This window comes from Serratia sp. CY33802 (assembly GCF_052169095.1).
Classification (GTDB): Bacteria; Pseudomonadota; Gammaproteobacteria; order Enterobacterales; family Enterobacteriaceae; genus Serratia; species Serratia bockelmannii.
Window position 1 is genome coordinate 773,600 of sequence record NZ_JBJNLL010000002.1, and the last position, 16,324, is coordinate 789,923.

Here is a 16,324-nt window from a genome sequence, read left to right on the forward strand (position 1 = left end):
TTTCTTTTATCCCCCTGCCGTTCAAAGAGCATTTTTGGCCACCTTTTTACCCCCGGTTTACCCTTGCGTAACGGCGCACTCACGCCTATTATCAAAGCATATTCTTGGATAATTAAGCTAAGTCACTGTGACCTGAATGTCGTTTTTGCGGGAGAACTAAAACCATGGATCGCGTCAATATCATTCACGATTTACTAGACTGGATTGAAACTCATCTGGACCAACCGCTGCTGCTGGATAACGTCGCCGCCAAGTCGGGCTACTCCAAATGGCACCTGCAGCGCATGTTCCGCAGCACCACCGGCCACGCGCTCGGCAGCTATATCCGCGAGCGGCGCCTGTCGCAGGCGGCGCAGGCGCTGCGCTCCACCCCGCGTCCGATCCTGGATATCGCCCTGCAATACCATTTCGATTCTCAGCCTTCGTTCTCACGCGCCTTCAAGAAACAGTTCGGTAAAACCCCGGCGGTGTATCGCCGTACCACCCGCTGGGATGTTGCGGAGTGGCCGGCACAGCCGATAGAGGCGCAGGCTGAATCGCACCATGATGCCCCCACGCTGCCACGCTGGTACGCCGGCAAACCGCCGGAAGGCGTTTGCACCAGCTGGATGGGGCTGCGTTAATCGATAACGCAAAAAAGCCAATGGATAAAACCCATTGGCTTTTTCGTCGGAACGCGACTTAGTTGTACTCGATGGTAAAGGTGGCGGTCGACTTGATATTGCCGCCTTTAATCGTCGAACCGGTGCGATAGTAGCGTGCCTTCAGCGGCAGCGTTAAGGTATTGGCCTGGTTGGGAATGGTACGTCCGGCATTGACCGCATCGCCATTTTTGATCGGCTGGGTCGTATTGCCGGTCAACAGCTGGACGGCAACACCGGATGCTGTGTTGGCGCCAGGCTCGGATTTGATCACCCCAGGTGCATTGGAAGCATCCTGCGTATAGTCAAAACGCACATTGACGATCCCTTGTCCCGCACTGCCTGGCAACAGATCCTCACCAACGCCGCCAACGCAATTGATATTGATATCAAATGCTTTTTCACCCTGCGTTGAACCTACGCCGCCAAACGAGGCTGCAGTGACAGTATCCAGATTAACCACCTTGTTCTTGGAACCGCTGTCCACGTTGCAAGTCGACGTCACGATCGTCAGGCTGTTGGCATCGACGATCGATTCCAGCATCGGCAATCCCTGACCGGAACCATCCATATAGTAAGTCGTGTACTTGCCTGGGACCAGTTGGCCGGTGCCGGTTTGCGCGGCGGTTTTCACAATGTCGATCTTAAAGTAACCGCCATTCAGGTTGACGGTTGTATTACCCCGTAATGCCAACGTGTGGGGATAATAAGTACTTATTGTCCCCGCTTCACGGTATAAACGAATCCCGATACCTGGAATATTGGTGCTCCATACATTGCTGAAGCTCGTCCGGCTGCCCTGGAGGATCTGCCCAATCGCGCTACCGCCGTTATAACAACGACCATAACCGGAGACCGGGTTAATCGCGAACTGACCGGTGACCAAGGTGTCTCCAACCTGGCTGCTTGGCGTAACCAGCACGCGCCCAAGCTTCATGTTGATCACCTGCGCCTTGTAACCATTATTAACGTAACAGGCGGCGTAAGCGCTCTGGCCGCCCGCCATCAGCAGTCCGAGCAGCATCAGGCATTTCGCTGGCGCTTTATTCAGCGGTGGAACACGCGTAAACTTTATCATTTGCAACTCGCTTCAATAATTTCGTAGTCAGGATTATTGCTTTGCGCCTTGGCGCTATAGCTGACAGAGCACTGCTGCGTTGGCTGTGTGCCCCACTTAATCTGCAACAAACCTTTCTTAGCTTCGGTACGCAAGTAGATGCGACTGCCCTGCCCAACAATGCCGACCACCTGATTACGGGTATCCAGCACTTCAGCGCCAAACGGCAGCGCGTTGCCATCAGGGCCGAGCGCATGAATGATCAATGCCTGGCCTTTCGTTGTTTTGAATTCCAACCGGGCAACCGCGCCGGCATATGGCGCAACCTGTTGGCTGCTGCTTTCCAATTCAACATCGCGTGACATGCCGCTCGGATCGAGCGTTACGCTCGTCATGCGATATGGTGCAACATAAGGAACCACAGCATAACCGTTGTCATCGATACGAACGCCTGGCGAGTTGGTCACAATCGCGCCAGCGGCGTCTGGCGCTTCCACCAGCACCATGGTCTGTCCGCGTTGCGGTGTCAGCGTGACGCCGCCGCTATGGGCAACCACGCTGCCCGATGCACCGATCGACGACTGACGGTAATCTTTACCATAGCTGTAGGACCCGTTCATCGTGGCGAAACGGCTACGGTATTCACCGCTCACGCTGCTGTTGGTGCCGCCTGAACGATCGTTGGCTAACGTAGCGCTATAGCTGATGTTGTTGTCTTCGCCGGTTGAACCATTCATGCCCACACGGCTGCTGTCGTAACCGTTGTCGGTGTAGCCCAGTGAACTGTTCAGGCTCAGGGTTTGCGAACCGACGCTGAATGGAATCGACAGTGTCAGGTAATAACGAGTCTCATCTCGGTTATACATATCCGAGGTGCGCATGGCGGAAAGGCCATAGGTCACGCGACCATAATAGTTGTTATAGCCCACCTGGTACTGCTTGGTGCTCCCGCCACGGTTCCAGTAGTCGCGTACCGAACCGGTGATGTACAAGGAACCGTAATTGTCGCCCAGCCCTTGGTTCAGCGTCAGCTGGTATTCGCTACGCTGGCGGTTAACCGCATCTGCGCTTAAACCCTTGCGCTCATTGTCACGGGAGTAGACGGCATCCTGCAAAGAGAGGTAGCCGGAAGTCGAATAGCGATAAGCAGCGATCGTGAAGTTGGTGTTGGTTTCGGTCATCAACTTGCTATAGCTGAGCTTATAGCTCTGGCCTGATTGGTCGCCCTGCTTCAAGCGGGTATTGGACTGAGTGACGTCCAGCGCAAATGCGCCAACCGGTGTCGCGACCGCGCTGCCCACCAGCACTGCACCATAGCCATCGCTGACGATCCCGCCTGTGTATCCCGTAAGAATGTTGGTAAAACCGCGCTGATAAGTCGCCTGGAACATGTCGGGTTCCTTGCTTAAATTATCATCGCGTACTCGACCCGCAGTGATGGCATAACGCTGAATACCTGGACGAAGCATCTGCGCTACCGAAGCATAGGGAACGCTGAACTGGCGTTTGCTGCCGTCGGCCTCGTTAATGGTGACATTCAGATCGCCGCCGTAACCCGTAGGGTAGAGATCGTTGATGATGAACTCGCCCGGAGCGACGGTAGTTTGGTAGATCAGCTGGTTATTCTGACGTACTTCCACCAGGGCGTTGCTTTGCGCGACCCCACGCACAACCGGCGCATACCCGTTCAATGAATCAGGCAGCATGCGATCGTCCGTGGCGATCTGCACGCCGCGAAAACCGATGGAGTTGAAGAAATCACCGCTGGTGTAACTGTCGCCCAACGTCAGCATGCCGCGGATAGACGGCATTGCCCGCTGCGCGTAAGTCGCGGTGTTTTGCCAATGGGTGCTGTCGTTAGAACGCCAGTTCACGTTGGAATCGTGACGCAGCTGCCAACCCGCCACGTTTAACCCGGCATTCAACGTTAAATATGCATTAGTTGAATCGGAGTTGCTGCCGTTGGCAGAGCTGTGGGTATTGAACGCATTGAAATTATACGACAGGCTGCCGGCGGTAATACCGCGATCCCAGAAGCGCGGATCGACATAACCGCGAGCGCTGCGGCGCAGCGCCGCCTGAGGGATGCTGATATCCATGCGCAGCGTACTGGTGTCCAAGCGGTAATAGGCTTCCGGTACCCATTGAGTCAGCGTTTTGCACGTCTCGGTATTAACGGCAGGATCCCCGCTCATTGTGGCGGTATCCACACCGAACTCATCCAACGACAGTAAGCTAAAACAGGTATCGGCGCTGTTTTTCCCCGGCACGTTTTTAAAGTCGATACTTTTTTTGCCTTTCCACTCGCCGTTCACATACACGTCGAGCGAATATTTTCCCGCCAAGATCGGGTTACCATCACGGAAGCGTGAAAGATCCACGCCCTGCGCTTCCCCAATCAGGAAGCTGCTGTTAAAAGTCGCTTCAACCGGTGCTGCCGGCTTTTTGCTATCGGCAACCCCCTCCGCCCAAGACGTCGCAGGGGCCGCCAGACAGAGCGCGCTACCGGTTAACAGCAGAATCGATTTATAATTGGACAGCGCCATTTTAACAGCTGCAGAGATAGGTAACTCTTTCATATAAAGCATTCCTTTACCAAATTAAGCTCGCCCTCTGAAATAAATTGCTCTGGGCCTGAGGCTCTGTTCCAAGAGTTACTTTTGCTTATTCTTAGTACGGGACACGCGTCCGCCAAAATCATTAATAGTGGTGTAGGCAATGTCAGCAATGCGCGCGCTGTCGCCGGAGAACGACAATGTCTTTTCCTGTCCGGGTGCCAGCATGTCGCCGTGCGGGGCCAACGGCACACGTTTTTGGTTCACGACAGCATTAATCTCGGTAAATGACACATAGTACGGCGTTGGGTTTTTCACGCTGACGCCCCCAGCGCTGAAGCTCCACTGCAGTTTTTCCGGCGCATCATTCGCTTCTCCCGCCAGACCGGTCGGCCGATACAGCAGTTTTACGCGGGTACGGAATGCCACCTGTAAAAAGTTTTCAGGTGCGCCATTGTTTGCCCCGGTTGGTGCTGGCGGGATCTCCAGTACGTTCAACCAAAACAAGGATTCTTTGTCTTGCGGCAAACTCGCCGTGGTCAATGAAACGCGCAGCGCTTGGCCGGTAGCCGGTTCAACACGGCTGATTGGCGGTGAAACGATAAATGGCGCTTTGCTGTTTTCTGGTGTGGTTTTTGCGTCGCCTTCATCAATCCAAGACTGAATAAGTGCCGGTGAAGCACCATTATTTGATAATTGGACGGTAACTTCCCGTTGCTTTCCCGGATAAATAATACGAGTACCGTTAATAATGACACTGGAAAAAACGCTGCTACTGAAAAGCATGGCGCTCAGCAATATGCTGTATTTTTTAAATGAGTTCTTCATTATCTTATCGCTACGGTAAGGGAAAACGGTGGGGGCATAACTCCCCCACCCGAATAAGAATATTACTTAAAGAAATATTACTTACTGGTAAATGATGGTGTACTGAACGCTAGAAGTCACATCACCAGCGCCGGCAGCGTTGGTAGCGTAATATTCAGCGTAGTAGTTCAGGTCAGCAGAGTCGCCTTCGTTAGCAACGGTAACCCACTGGGAGTTATTCTGCGCACCATTAGCACCAGCAGCCAGGATAGGCAGGAATTGGTTGTTGCTGCCCAGAAGCTGGATCTGCACGTTAGTTGCAGCATCAGTCTGCGCCTGGTTGTTCAGACGGCCAGTATTGAAATCAACAGTAGCGCCCGGTTCGAAATAAGTAGCTACCTGGCCTTTAGAGCATTTGGTCAGGTTGATCGCGAACGGAGTACGGCCAGCAGTTGCGCTCTGAGTTGCCAGAGTAGAAGCAGAAACAGTTGGCAGAGTTACGGTGAAATCTTTACCGCCTGGGGTGCTGATAGTACAAGTTTGGTCAGTCACTTTACCGTTGAAAGTAATAGTCCCGTCAGCAGCTTGAGCAGAGAAAGAAGAAATAGCAGCAGTGCTTACAGCCAATGCCAATACAGCAGACAGTTTAGAGATTTTCATATTTAGACTCTCGATGAATTAATACGCTTATAAAGTACATTCAGCGATGCTACTCCTTGTCAGGAATGAAGCCCGATGAATCCATTGCCGGACGAAATATAGACTAAGCATATTCTTAATGTTAAATCGTTTAAAACATTCATAAGGCCCCTCTTGATAGGAATAAACTATCGGAGGATACCTATCGATCGATGTTGACGATTCATATGAATAGGAATAATCTGTGTTTGGGAAAGCTTCAGAGTTCAAGATTTTGCATTAAGGCCTGAAAATCAGAATATTATCCCAAATATTTACATTTAGTAACATATTGCGACGTTTGGAATTTGGCACGAATTACGCGTTCAATGGTCTGTCGACACGCTTCGGCCATCCTGACGTTTTAAATAAGAAATTTACCAATAAACTTGGAGTAACTTTCTTTTTAAGCATTTAAAATCAACAAGTTAAATATCAATCCAAGGATTGGGAAATGAGCGGTTCTTTCAGAGAGAAAAATAACGGTATTAATTATGTTTTTCAGCCAATGTTCGCGAAATCGGGACAATTGCTGGCCGTTGAATGTCTGTCTCGCTTTACGTTTAATAGCGAATACGCCCATTTTTCTCCTGAACAGTTCTTTCGTCACGCCGACAGCGCCACCCGGATTGAGATTTTGATGGATCAGATCAATCTGATCGATAAATACAAACACTGGTTTCATGAAAACCAAGTGATAGCCACTTTGAATGTTGACGATTATTCCCTGCAATCGCTGGCGAATACTCACTTTGCCGAAAGAATTAATGCCCTGCGCTGTATTCATTTTGAGATCAGCGAGAATTCAACCCGGCTGGTGAAAGATCGCGTGCACGGCGATCCGTCATTGAATAGTTATTCATTTTGGCTCGATGATTTTGGTTCTGGCTATGCGGGTTTTTCCGCGTTGTACAACAGCCAGTTCCGCTTCGTTAAGCTCGACCGTTTTCTGCTTTGGGACTTCATGAAAAAGTCCGGCGGCGAGGGCTTGATGCGCGCGTTACTGCGCTTTTTTTACCTTAATCATTACAAGGTAATTATCGAAGGAGTTGAAACTCCCGAACACAAGAAATGGCTGGATGAAATGCCATATTACGCACTGCAGGGAAAGCTGTGGAAGGAATCCAGCATCAAGGATTTGAACTCGCTTCTTACAGCTGAATACTTTTAACTCGGTATTGGTGTTTGCCCTATGTCTAAAAACAACGTTCTTGTGATTAGTGAGTGTAAGTACAGCTATGTTGGCCTGTCGGTGCTGCTAAAGAAACACTACGGCGCGTACGATATCCGCCTGTTTTCCGATTTCATGCACGGCGGCGCCAAAGCAGAGAAGATCACCAAGCACGATATTGCGCTGATTTTCACCTCGCAAAACCTGGAACAGAGCGTCAACGTGATCGAAAGCCTGGTGTCCCTGCATCAGCAGTACAACAGCAAGACGCGCCTGCTGGTGTTTTATGACGACGAGCGGGTAGTGAAACTGTTGTCGATCCTGGGGATTTCCGTCGAGTTGGTCTCCACCCGCATTCCGCTTTATTCGCTGCAGGAAAAAATCCAGCGGCTGCTGGAAAGCAAGGAACCGGGCGGTATCCGGGTGCAGAAAACCCGCGAGCTCAGTCCGGCGGAAAGCGACGTGATCTTCAACCTGCTGCGTGGCGACAGCCTGCTGCACATTGCGGAAAAGCGCGGCACGCACCCGAAAACCATCTTCTCGCAGAAATACAGCGCGATGAAAAAACTGCGGCTGCGCAGCATGAGCACCATCTTCGTCGCCGGCAAATAAATACCCAGGCTTGTTGCGCGGTTCGCCGCGCGGCAACCCGCCCCCCCTTCCGTCACGTTAAATTAATGTAACAACTGGCGACAAAGCAGCAACAGACACACAACATCCCCTCCTGTTGGTTACGATTTGCACACGGATTATCCGTGAGTCATGTCGTGTGGATTAAAATAAACATCAGGAGATGTTATGAAGTCGTCCTTATTCAGCCGCTATACCTGCTTTGTGCTGAGCATCTTGCTCACCCTGGTTTTCTTGATCATGATGCACAATCATCCGTGGTTCTGGCTGCCGGCCCTGGCCTGCGGTTGCCTGATGGTGCTGGGTATCTACGATCTCACGCAGCAACGCCACGCCATTTGCCGCAACTACCCGATCATCGGCCGCTTGCGCTTCTTCTTCGAGTTCATCCGCCCGGAACTGCGCCAGTATTTCCTCGAGCAGGACAATGAAGAGATCCCGTTTTCGCGCACCCAGCGCACGCTGGTGTATCGCCGAGCGAAAAACGAGATGGGCGACAAGCCGTTCGGCACCCTGCTGGATGTGTACCAAACCGGCTATGAGTGCATCGGCCATTCCATGCGGCCGGTGGAAGCCGCCGATCCGACCAGTTTTCGCGTCACCATCGGCGGCGCCGACTGCCGCCAGCCCTACTCCGCGTCAATCTTCAACATTTCGGCGATGAGCTTCGGCGCGCTCTCCGCCAACGCCATCCGCGCGCTCAACCTCGGCGCGGCCAAAGGCAACTTCTACCACGACACCGGCGAGGGCAGCATCAGCCGCTATCACCGCGAAAACAACGGCGATCTGGTGTGGGAGCTGGGCAGCGGCTATTTCGGCTGCCGCACCGCCGACGGCCATTTCGATCCGCGCCGCTTTGCCGAACAGGCGCAAAGCCCGCAGGTGAAAATGATTGAAATCAAGCTCAGCCAGGGCGCTAAACCCGGCCACGGCGGCATTCTGCCGGCGAAGAAGGTGGATGCGGAAATCGCCGCCACCCGCGGCGTGCCGGAAGGCATGGATTGCATCTCGCCGGCCTCGCACAGCGCCTTCACCACCCCGCTGGAAATGATGCAGTTCATCCAACAGCTGCGCGAGCTGTCAGGTGGCAAACCGGTCGGTTTCAAGCTGTGCATCGGCCACCCGTGGGAGTTCGTCGCCATCGTCAAGGCGATGCTGCACACCCGCATTCTGCCGGACTTCATCGTGGTGGACGGCAAGGAAGGCGGCACCGGCGCCGCCCCGCTCGAACTCTCCAACTATATGGGCATGCCGCTGCGCGAAGGGCTGCTGTTCGTGCATAACACGCTGGTGGGCTGCGGCCTGCGCGACCAAATCAAGATTGGCGCCAGCGGCAAGATCATCAGCGCCTTTGACATCGCCAGCGTGCTGGTGCTCGGCGCCGACTGGGTGAATTCGGCGCGCGGCTTTATGTTCGCCGTCGGCTGCATCCAGTCGCAAAGCTGCCACACCAACCACTGCCCGACCGGCGTCGCGACGCAAGATCCGCTGCGTCAGAAGGCGTTGGTGGTGCCGAACAAGGCGGAGCGCGTCTATCACTTCCATCAAAATACGGTGAAAGCGCTGGCGGACATGCTGGCGGCGGCCGGCGTCAGCCGCCCGGAGCAGCTGACCTCGCACCATATGCTGCGCCGCATCACGCCGACCGAGATCAAGGTATACGCCGATATCTATTACTACCTGGAGCCGGGCGCGCTGCTGCAGCCGGAGATCAAAAGCGAGTTCTACGCCCGCATGTGGCGCATGGCGACGCCCAACAGTTTCGATCAGGCAATCTCGCTGCCGGCGGCATGATGGGATAAGGAATAAAAAGAGAGTTGCCCCCTCGCCTTGGGGAAGAGCATATGGAGAGGGGTTGCTTGCTACGGCGGCCCTCCCCCTCAACGGCGAGAGGGCGTGTCGGTTACTGCTTGCGCACCGGCGCATCGCCGGCGACGTAGTAGTCGGCGGTGCTGCGCGGCAACGGCGCGCGCTGTCGAATGCGGTCGGCGATCTTTTCGGCGATCATGATGGTGGTGGCGTTCAGGTTGCCGGTAATGATCAGCGGCATAATCGACGCATCCACCACCCGCAATCCTTCCATGCCGTGCACCCGGCCCTGGCCGTCGACCACCGCCATCTCGTCCTCGCCCATCTTGCACGAGCAGGACGGGTGGAAGGCGGTTTCGGCGTGCTCGCGCACGAAGGCGTCCAGCTGCTCGTCGGTCTGCACCTCTGGCCCTGGGCTTATCTCGCGGCCGCGGTATTCGTCCAGGGCCGGCTGCGCCATGATTTCGCGCGTGATGCGGATAGCGTCGCGGAACTCCTGCCAATCCTGTTCAGTCGCCATGTAGTTGAACAGAATGCTCGGGTGCTGACGCGGATCTTTCGATTTCACCTGCACCCGGCCGCGGCTCGGCGAACGCATCGAGCCGACGTGCGCCTGGAAGCCGTGCTCTTTCACCGCGTTGCTGCCGTTATAGTTAATCGCCACCGGCAGGAAGTGATACTGAATGTTCGGCCAGGCGAACTCTGCGCGGCTGCGGATGAAGCCGCCGGCCTCGAACTGGTTGCTGGCGCCGACGCCGGTGCCGTTGAACAGCCATTCCGCGCCGATCTTCGGCTGGTTGAACCATTGCAGCGCCGGGTACAGCGACACCGGTTTCTTGCAGGCGTATTGCAGGTACATCTCCAGGTGGTCCTGCAGGTTTTCCCCGACGCCCGGCAGATCGTGCACCACGTTGATGTCCAGGCTTTTCAGCAGCGCCGCCGGGCCGACGCCCGAACGCTGCAGAATTTGCGGCGAGGCGATGGCGCCGGCGCACAGCAGCACTTCGCGGCGCGCTGTGGCGTGAGTCAGCTGATTGCTGTCGCCCTGCAAATACTTGACGCCCACCGCACGCTTGCCGTCGAACACGATATGGTCGGTCAGCGCATGGGTGACGATTTTCAGGTTCGGCCGCGAACGCGCCTGATCCAGATAACCGCGGGCGGTGCTAGCGCGGCGCCCTTTCGGGGTCACGGTGCGATCCATCGGGCCGAAGCCTTCCTGCTGGTAACCGTTCAGATCGTCGGTGCGCGGATAGCCCGCCTGCACGCCGGCTTCCACCATGGCGTGGAACAGTTCGTTGTTACCGGCCTTCGGCGTGGTGACGCTCACCGGGCCATCGCCGCCGTGGTAATCGTTCGGGCCGATATCGCGCGTTTCCGCCTTGCGGAAATACGGCAGGCAGTCCAGATAGGTCCAGTCTTCCAGACCCGGCGCCTTGGCCCAGTTGTCGAAATCCATCGCGTTGCCGCGAATATAACACATGCCGTTGATCAGGGACGAACCGCCCAGCCCTTTGCCGCGGCCGCATTCCATCCGGCGGTTGTTCATGTGCGGCTCAGGATCGGTTTCATACGCCCAGTTATAGCGGCGGCCCTGCAGCGGAAACGCCAGCGCGGCCGGCATCTGAGTACGGAAATCCATCCGGTAATCCGGGCCGCCGGCTTCCAGCAGCAGCACGCTGACGTCGGCGTCCTCGGTCAATCGGGTGGCTAACACGTTGCCGGCGGAACCGGCACCGATAATGATGTAGTCAAATTCCATTCATTATCTCCTTACTTTATAGGCCTGCACGATGCGAAAACGCGAAGCGCTGCTCCGCAGCAGGCGGTGTATTTGGCTCTCGAGGAGTGTCGGCCGCAGCCAACGCGGCTGCGGCTCGAAAGGCGACGGGAAGATCAGAATACCGAGGCGTATTCGCCCAGCTCGACCTGCACCGATTTGATCTGGGTGTAGTGCTCCAGCGTGGTCAGGCCGTTTTCGCGGCCGACGCCGGACTGCTTATAGCCGCCGACCGGCATTTCCGCCGCCGACTCGCCCCAGGTGTTGATCCAGCAAATGCCGGCTTCCAACTGGTGGATCACGCGGTGTGCGCGGGCCAGATCGTGGGTCACCACGCCCGCGGCCAGGCCGAAGGTGGTGTCGTTGGCGCGGCGCACCACTTCCTCTTCGCTCTGGTAGCTGAGAATGCTCATCACCGGCCCGAAGATCTCCTCACGCACGATTTCCATCTCGTCGCGGCAGTCGCTGAATACCGTCGGCGCCACATAAGCGCCCTTGCCGAATTCGCCATGGGTGACGCGTTCGCCGCCGCACAGCAGGCGCGCGCCGCTGTTCTTGCCGCTTTCGATAAAGCGCAGCACCGACTCCATGTGCGCGAAGCTGACCAGCGGCCCGAAGTTGGTCTGCGGATCGGTCGGATCGCCGAGGCGAATGCGCTTCACGCGTTCGAGGATCTTCGCCTCAAACTGCGCCTGCAGCGCCGCCGGCACAAAGACGCGGGTGCCGTTGGTGCACACCTGGCCGGAGCTGTAGAAGTTGGCCATCATGGCGATATCGGCGGCGCGATCCAGATCGGCGTCGTCGAAGATAATCAGCGGCGACTTGCCGCCCAGCTCCATGGTGACTTCCTTCAGCGTCGAACCCGACGCGTTGGCCATCACCTTCTTGCCGGTTTTCACCCCGCCGGTGAAAGAGACTTTGGCGATGCCCGGATGGTCGGTCAGGTACTGCCCCACCTCCGCACCGCTGCCGGTCACCACGTTGAACACGCCGTCCGGCAGGCCGGCTTCGGTGTAGATTTCCGCCAGCTTCAACGCCGTCAACGACGTAACTTCACTCGGCTTGAAGATCATCGCGTTACCCGCCGCCAGCGCCGGCGCGGACTTCCACAGCGCGATTTGAATCGGGTAGTTCCAGGCGCCGATGCCGGCCACCACGCCCAGCGGTTCGCGGCGGGTGTAAACGAACGAAGTGTCGCGCAGCGGGATCTGCTCGCCTTCAATGGCCGGGATCAGGCCGGCGTAGTACTCCAGCACGTCAGCGCCAGTGACGATATCCACCGCGGTGGTTTCCGACATCGCTTTGCCGGTATCCAGCGTTTCCAGCGCCGCCAGTTCATCGTTGCGCTCGCGCAGAATATCCACCGCGCGACGCAGGATGCGCGAACGCGCCATCGCCGTCATCGCCGCCCACACCTTCTGCCCGCTGGCCGCGCTGGCCACCGCACGATCGACGTCTTCAGCGCCGGCGGACTGGACTTCAGCCAGAACTTCGCCGTTCGCCGGGTTAATGGCGTTGAAGGTTTTTCCAGCGGTGCTGTCTACATAGGCGCCATGAATATAGAGCTTCTGCAAGCCAAAACGGGACATAGGATCTCCTTGAGTTAGCCTCCGGGCGGCGTCTGCCCCCGGAGTTGGAACGTGATGTATTCGGTCGTGAGCGTCAACGCCTGCGACTGATTGAACGCCGAGCCGCGCAGCGCGCTGCGCAGCCACAGCCCATCGATCAGTGCCGCCAGCCCCTTGGCCGCCAACCGCGCCTGCGGCTGCGGCATAACGCGGCGAAACTCGGCGCACAGGTTGGAATAAAGCCGGCGGCCGTTCACCTGTTGCAGCCGGTTGAGCTGCGGCTGGTGCAGGCTGCTGGCCCAAAAGGCCAGCCAGGTCTTCATCGCCGCGCTGTTGATCTGGCTGTCGTCGAAGTTGCCGGCGACGATCGCCTGCAGCCGCGCCGCCGGGCTGTTATCGGTCAGCGCCTGCAACCGCAGCTTCACCGCCTCGCCCAGATGGCTGATCAGATAGCGCATCGTGGCTTCCAGCAGGCCGTTCTTGTCCTTGAAATAATGGCTGATGATGCCGTTGGAAACGCCGGCCCGCCGCGCGATCTGCGCGATGGTGGCGTCATGCATTCCCACTTCGTTTACCGCGGCGAGCGTGGCATCAATCAACTGCTGCCTTCTGATTGGCTGCATTCCTACCTTTGGCATATTTCGACTCTCACAAAACCGACTTCGGCCTTATCTCAGCGGGCAAATTTCACTGCCGTTTCGCCCGTGATTCAGGTCATCATGAGGACTATTAAACTTTTTTTTGATTGAACGTTCAATAAAAATTGCATATATTTTATTGCCGCCTAGTTAAAAATTTGTACTATCTGGTTGTGGAACTGGCTGATTTTTGTGAGGTAATTAACGAATCTGACCAAAATCAGTGGCTGTAAGCGGTTCCCGCCACGAAGCGCTCCGGTGCTTCAGCAACAGGCGAAAGCGGCGTTTTTCAGGCCATTCCCATGGGGATGGTCGCCGCCTTCATTCGCCCGTTTTCCGGCGGCGCCAACGCGCCCCGAAATGCGGAGCGGCACGATTTTACTCAGTTCAGAGGATGACGATGACAACACGCGAAACCTCCTCCAAACCGCAGCAGGACCGCCTCAACCCTGTGGTTTTCTTCACCTCGGCGGGGCTGATCCTGGCCTTCTCGCTGATGACCATCTTTTTCACCGACTTCTCAGGGCAGTGGATCACCCGCACGCTGAATTGGGTGTCGACCACCTTCGGTTGGTACTACCTGCTGGCGGCGACGCTGTACATCGTGTTCGTGGTGTTTATCGCCGCCTCGCGCTTCGGTTCCATCAAGCTCGGGCCGGAACAGTCCAAACCGGAGTTCAGCCTGATGAGTTGGGCGGCGATGCTGTTCGCCGCCGGCATCGGCATCGACCTGATGTTCTTCTCGGTCGCCGAGCCGGTGACCCAGTACATGATGCCGCCGGAAGGCGACGCGCAAACGCTGGAGGCCGCGCGCCAGGCGATGGTCTGGACGCTGTTCCACTACGGCCTGACCGGCTGGTCGATGTATGCGCTGATGGGCATCGCCCTCGGCTACTTCAGCTATCGCTACAATCTGCCGCTGACCATCCGCTCGGCGCTGTACCCGATCTTCGGTAAGCGCATCAACGGCCCGATCGGCCACAGCGTGGACATCGCCGCGGTGCTCGGCACCATCTTCGGCATCGCCACCACGCTGGGCATCGGCGTGGTGCAGCTCAACTACGGCCTTAAGGTGCTGTTCGAGATCCCAGAAAACCTGACGGTGCAGGGCTCGCTGATCCTGCTGTCGGTGATTATGGCCACCATCTCGGTGACTTCCGGCGTCAACAAGGGCATCCGCATCCTGTCCGAGCTAAACGTGCTGCTGGCGCTGGGCCTGATCCTGTTCGTGCTGTTCTTCGGCGACACCGAGTTCCTGCTCAACGCGCTGGTGCTCAACGTCGGCGATTACGTCAACCGCTTTATGGGCATGACGCTCAACAGCTTCGCCTTCGATCGGCCGGTGGAGTGGATGAACAACTGGACGCTGTTCTTCTGGGCCTGGTGGGTGGCGTGGTCGCCGTTCGTCGGCCTGTTCCTGGCGCGCATCTCGCGCGGGCGCACCATTCGTCAGTTCGTGGTCGGCACGCTGATCATACCGTTCGTGTTTACCCTGCTGTGGCTGTCTATCTTCGGCAACAGCGCGCTGTACCAGATCATCCACGGCAACGCCGAGTTTGCTCAGGAAGTGATGCAGTTCCCGGAACGCGGCTTCTACAGCCTGCTGGCGCAATACCCCGGCTTCACCTTCAGCGCCTCGGTGGCCACCATCACCGGCCTGCTGTTCTACGTCACCTCGGCGGACTCTGGCTCGCTGGTGCTGGGTAACTTCACCTCGCGCCTGGCCGATATCAATAATGATGCACCGAACTGGCTGCGGATTTTCTGGTCGGTGGCCATCGGCCTGCTGACCATCGGCATGCTGATGACCGACGGCGTACCGGCGCTGCAGAAAACCACGGTGATCATGGGCCTGCCGTTCAGCTTCGTGATCTTCTTCGTGATGGCCGGGCTGTATAAATCGCTGCGGGTGGAAGACTACCGCAAGGCCAGCGCGCTCAGCACCCTGGCGCCGGTGCCGGTCTCCAGCCACGATGTGCTCAATTGGAAACAGCGTCTGTCGCGGGTGATGAACTACCCGGGCACGCAGTACACGCAGAAAATGCTGGATAAGGTCTGCCGCCCGGCGATGCAGGACGTGGCGCGCGAGCTGGAGTTGCGCGGCGCGAAAGTGGAGTTCAGCGAAGTGCCGCCGACCGAAGACGAGCGCCTGAACCACCTGGAACTGCTGGTGCACCTGGGCGAGGAACAGAACTTCATCTATCAGATCTGGCCGATGCGCTACTCGGTGCCGGGCTTCACCTACCGCGCCCGCTCCGGTAAATCGCACTACTACCGGCTGGAAACCTTCCTGATGGAAGGCACACAGGGCAACGACCTGATGGACTACAGCAAGGAACAGGTGATTGGCGATATCCTCGACCAGTACGAGAAGCACCTGAACTTCCTGCACATTCATCGCGAAGCGCCGGGGGGCACCCTGACCTTCCCGGATATGTGACGGTCGAGAAATAACCAGAGGGCGTAGCCAGGCTACGCCCTTTTTTATGCCTGCTCAGCCGGCAAATCGGCCTTCAGCAGCACCAGGGAGCCGGCCAGCAACACCAGATCCTTGATTAAAAAACTGGTGGCCCCGGCCATGGCGGGAAAACCGCCGGCGGAGGGCTCCCAGGCACCCGGCGTGGAAAAGATCAGCGTCAGCGTGGTCAGGTAGGTCACCGTCGATCCGATCGCCCCCAGCAAACCCAGCCGCCGCGACCAGAACCCCGCCAGCAACAGTAAACCGAAGCTCCATTCGGCGACGCCCAATGCATAACTGGCGCCGCGAATGCCGAACGCCTGATGCATCCAGCTCAGCAGCGGGCTGTTGCCGATCAGAGGCACTAACCCCTGCGCTTCGTAATCAAACCATTTGGCGTAGCCGAAGGCGGCGAAGATCACCACCAACGCCGCACGCATAAAGATAACGTCCCCGTTCGAGCGCCGAAAGCGCCGCAGCCATGTCGCCAGCATCATCCTCTCTCCTTATGTTGCCCGCGGCCGCTTGCGGC

General features: G+C 57.0%; 13 protein-coding genes. 5 read left to right on the plus strand and 8 right to left on the minus strand.

What is annotated here, in order from left to right; genetic code table 11:
* Nucleotides 1-164 precede the first annotated feature (164 nt).
* Nucleotides 165-623, plus strand: a complete 459-nt coding sequence (locus ACJ8HA_RS10200; RefSeq protein WP_025302117.1) for a helix-turn-helix domain-containing protein — start codon at nucleotides 165-167, stop codon at nucleotides 621-623.
* A 58-nt stretch (nucleotides 624-681) separates the two neighbouring features.
* Here the strand turns inward: ACJ8HA_RS10200 and ACJ8HA_RS10205 are convergent, their stop codons facing one another.
* The 4 genes from ACJ8HA_RS10205 to ACJ8HA_RS10220 all read right to left on the minus strand — a co-directional run bounded on the left by ACJ8HA_RS10205 (nucleotide 682) and on the right by ACJ8HA_RS10220 (nucleotide 5,720).
* Entirely contained in the window at nucleotides 682-1,719 is a 1,038-nt protein-coding gene (locus ACJ8HA_RS10205) for a fimbrial protein (protein ID WP_025302116.1), read from the minus strand.
* Nucleotides 1,716-4,277 (minus strand): fimbria/pilus outer membrane usher protein, encoded by a 2,562-nt coding sequence (locus ACJ8HA_RS10210; protein ID WP_025302115.1) that lies wholly within the window; start codon nucleotides 4,275-4,277, stop codon nucleotides 1,716-1,718. Before ACJ8HA_RS10210 ends, ACJ8HA_RS10205 begins: the two co-directional genes overlap by 4 nt.
* A gap of 75 nt (nucleotides 4,278-4,352) precedes the next feature.
* Nucleotides 4,353-5,081: a fimbrial biogenesis chaperone gene (locus ACJ8HA_RS10215; RefSeq protein ID WP_025302114.1), complete on the minus strand. Its 729-nt coding sequence runs from the start codon at nucleotides 5,079-5,081 to the stop codon at nucleotides 4,353-4,355.
* Nucleotides 5,082-5,162: 81 nt separating this feature from the next.
* Nucleotides 5,163-5,720, minus strand: coding sequence for a fimbrial protein (locus ACJ8HA_RS10220; protein ID WP_041034152.1), 558 nt, complete (start codon nucleotides 5,718-5,720; stop codon nucleotides 5,163-5,165).
* A gap of 472 nt (nucleotides 5,721-6,192) precedes the next feature.
* Between ACJ8HA_RS10220 and ACJ8HA_RS10225 the strand changes: the two genes are divergently transcribed.
* The 3 genes from ACJ8HA_RS10225 (at nucleotide 6,193) to ACJ8HA_RS10235 (ending at nucleotide 9,333) form a co-directional block, all read left to right on the plus strand.
* On the plus strand, nucleotides 6,193-6,909 hold the full coding sequence (locus ACJ8HA_RS10225; protein WP_016928483.1) for an EAL domain-containing protein: 717 nt from the start codon (nucleotides 6,193-6,195) through the stop codon (nucleotides 6,907-6,909).
* A gap of 21 nt (nucleotides 6,910-6,930) precedes the next feature.
* Entirely contained in the window at nucleotides 6,931-7,521 is a 591-nt protein-coding gene (locus ACJ8HA_RS10230) for a LuxR family transcriptional regulator (RefSeq protein ID WP_004939094.1), read from the plus strand.
* Between the two features lie 186 nt (nucleotides 7,522-7,707).
* Nucleotides 7,708-9,333, plus strand: coding sequence for an FMN-binding glutamate synthase family protein (locus tag ACJ8HA_RS10235; RefSeq protein ID WP_060432723.1), 1,626 nt, complete (start codon nucleotides 7,708-7,710; stop codon nucleotides 9,331-9,333).
* Nucleotides 9,334-9,442: 109 nt separating this feature from the next.
* On the opposite strand, the gene betA is transcribed toward ACJ8HA_RS10235, so the two are convergent.
* From betA to betI, 3 genes are all read right to left on the minus strand, one after another.
* On the minus strand, nucleotides 9,443-11,110 hold the full coding sequence (gene betA, locus ACJ8HA_RS10240) for a choline dehydrogenase (RefSeq protein ID WP_043137153.1): 1,668 nt from the start codon (nucleotides 11,108-11,110) through the stop codon (nucleotides 9,443-9,445).
* 134 nt (nucleotides 11,111-11,244) lie between these two features.
* A complete protein-coding gene (betB, locus tag ACJ8HA_RS10245) occupies nucleotides 11,245-12,717 on the minus strand; it encodes a betaine-aldehyde dehydrogenase (protein WP_025302110.1) in 1,473 nt (490 codons plus the stop codon).
* Nucleotides 12,718-12,731: 14 nt separating this feature from the next.
* Nucleotides 12,732-13,334 carry a transcriptional regulator BetI gene (gene betI, locus ACJ8HA_RS10250; protein WP_025302109.1) on the minus strand — a complete coding sequence of 201 codons (603 nt, stop codon included), beginning with the start codon at nucleotides 13,332-13,334 and terminating at the stop codon, nucleotides 12,732-12,734.
* A 400-nt stretch (nucleotides 13,335-13,734) separates the two neighbouring features.
* On the opposite strand from betI, the gene ACJ8HA_RS10255 reads away from it, so the two are divergent.
* Nucleotides 13,735-15,774, plus strand: coding sequence for a choline transporter (locus ACJ8HA_RS10255; RefSeq protein WP_004939112.1), 2,040 nt, complete (start codon nucleotides 13,735-13,737; stop codon nucleotides 15,772-15,774).
* Nucleotides 15,775-15,818: 44 nt separating this feature from the next.
* Here ACJ8HA_RS10255 and ACJ8HA_RS10260 read toward each other — a convergent pair whose 3' ends face one another.
* Nucleotides 15,819-16,289 (minus strand): YkgB family protein, encoded by a 471-nt coding sequence (locus ACJ8HA_RS10260; RefSeq protein ID WP_004939115.1) that lies wholly within the window; start codon nucleotides 16,287-16,289, stop codon nucleotides 15,819-15,821.
* Nucleotides 16,290-16,324 lie beyond the last annotated feature (35 nt).

Coding starts and splice junctions, on each gene's coding strand:
- ACJ8HA_RS10255 (WP_004939112.1), top strand. CDS start 13,735: ATGACAACACGCGAAACCTCCTCCAAACCGCAGCAGGACCGCCTCAAC.
- ACJ8HA_RS10220 (WP_041034152.1), bottom strand. CDS start 5,720: ATGAAAATCTCTAAACTGTCTGCTGTATTGGCATTGGCTGTAAGCACT.
- betA (WP_043137153.1), bottom strand. CDS start 11,110: ATGGAATTTGACTACATCATTATCGGTGCCGGTTCCGCCGGCAACGTG.
- betI (WP_025302109.1), bottom strand. CDS start 13,334: ATGCCAAAGGTAGGAATGCAGCCAATCAGAAGGCAGCAGTTGATTGAT.
- ACJ8HA_RS10225 (WP_016928483.1), top strand. CDS start 6,193: ATGAGCGGTTCTTTCAGAGAGAAAAATAACGGTATTAATTATGTTTTT.
- ACJ8HA_RS10210 (WP_025302115.1), bottom strand. CDS start 4,277: ATGAAAGAGTTACCTATCTCTGCAGCTGTTAAAATGGCGCTGTCCAAT.
- ACJ8HA_RS10200 (WP_025302117.1), top strand. CDS start 165: ATGGATCGCGTCAATATCATTCACGATTTACTAGACTGGATTGAAACT.
- ACJ8HA_RS10260 (WP_004939115.1), bottom strand. CDS start 16,289: ATGATGCTGGCGACATGGCTGCGGCGCTTTCGGCGCTCGAACGGGGAC.
- ACJ8HA_RS10235 (WP_060432723.1), top strand. CDS start 7,708: ATGAAGTCGTCCTTATTCAGCCGCTATACCTGCTTTGTGCTGAGCATC.
- ACJ8HA_RS10205 (WP_025302116.1), bottom strand. CDS start 1,719: ATGATAAAGTTTACGCGTGTTCCACCGCTGAATAAAGCGCCAGCGAAA.
- ACJ8HA_RS10230 (WP_004939094.1), top strand. CDS start 6,931: ATGTCTAAAAACAACGTTCTTGTGATTAGTGAGTGTAAGTACAGCTAT.
- betB (WP_025302110.1), bottom strand. CDS start 12,717: ATGTCCCGTTTTGGCTTGCAGAAGCTCTATATTCATGGCGCCTATGTA.
- ACJ8HA_RS10215 (WP_025302114.1), bottom strand. CDS start 5,081: ATGAAGAACTCATTTAAAAAATACAGCATATTGCTGAGCGCCATGCTT.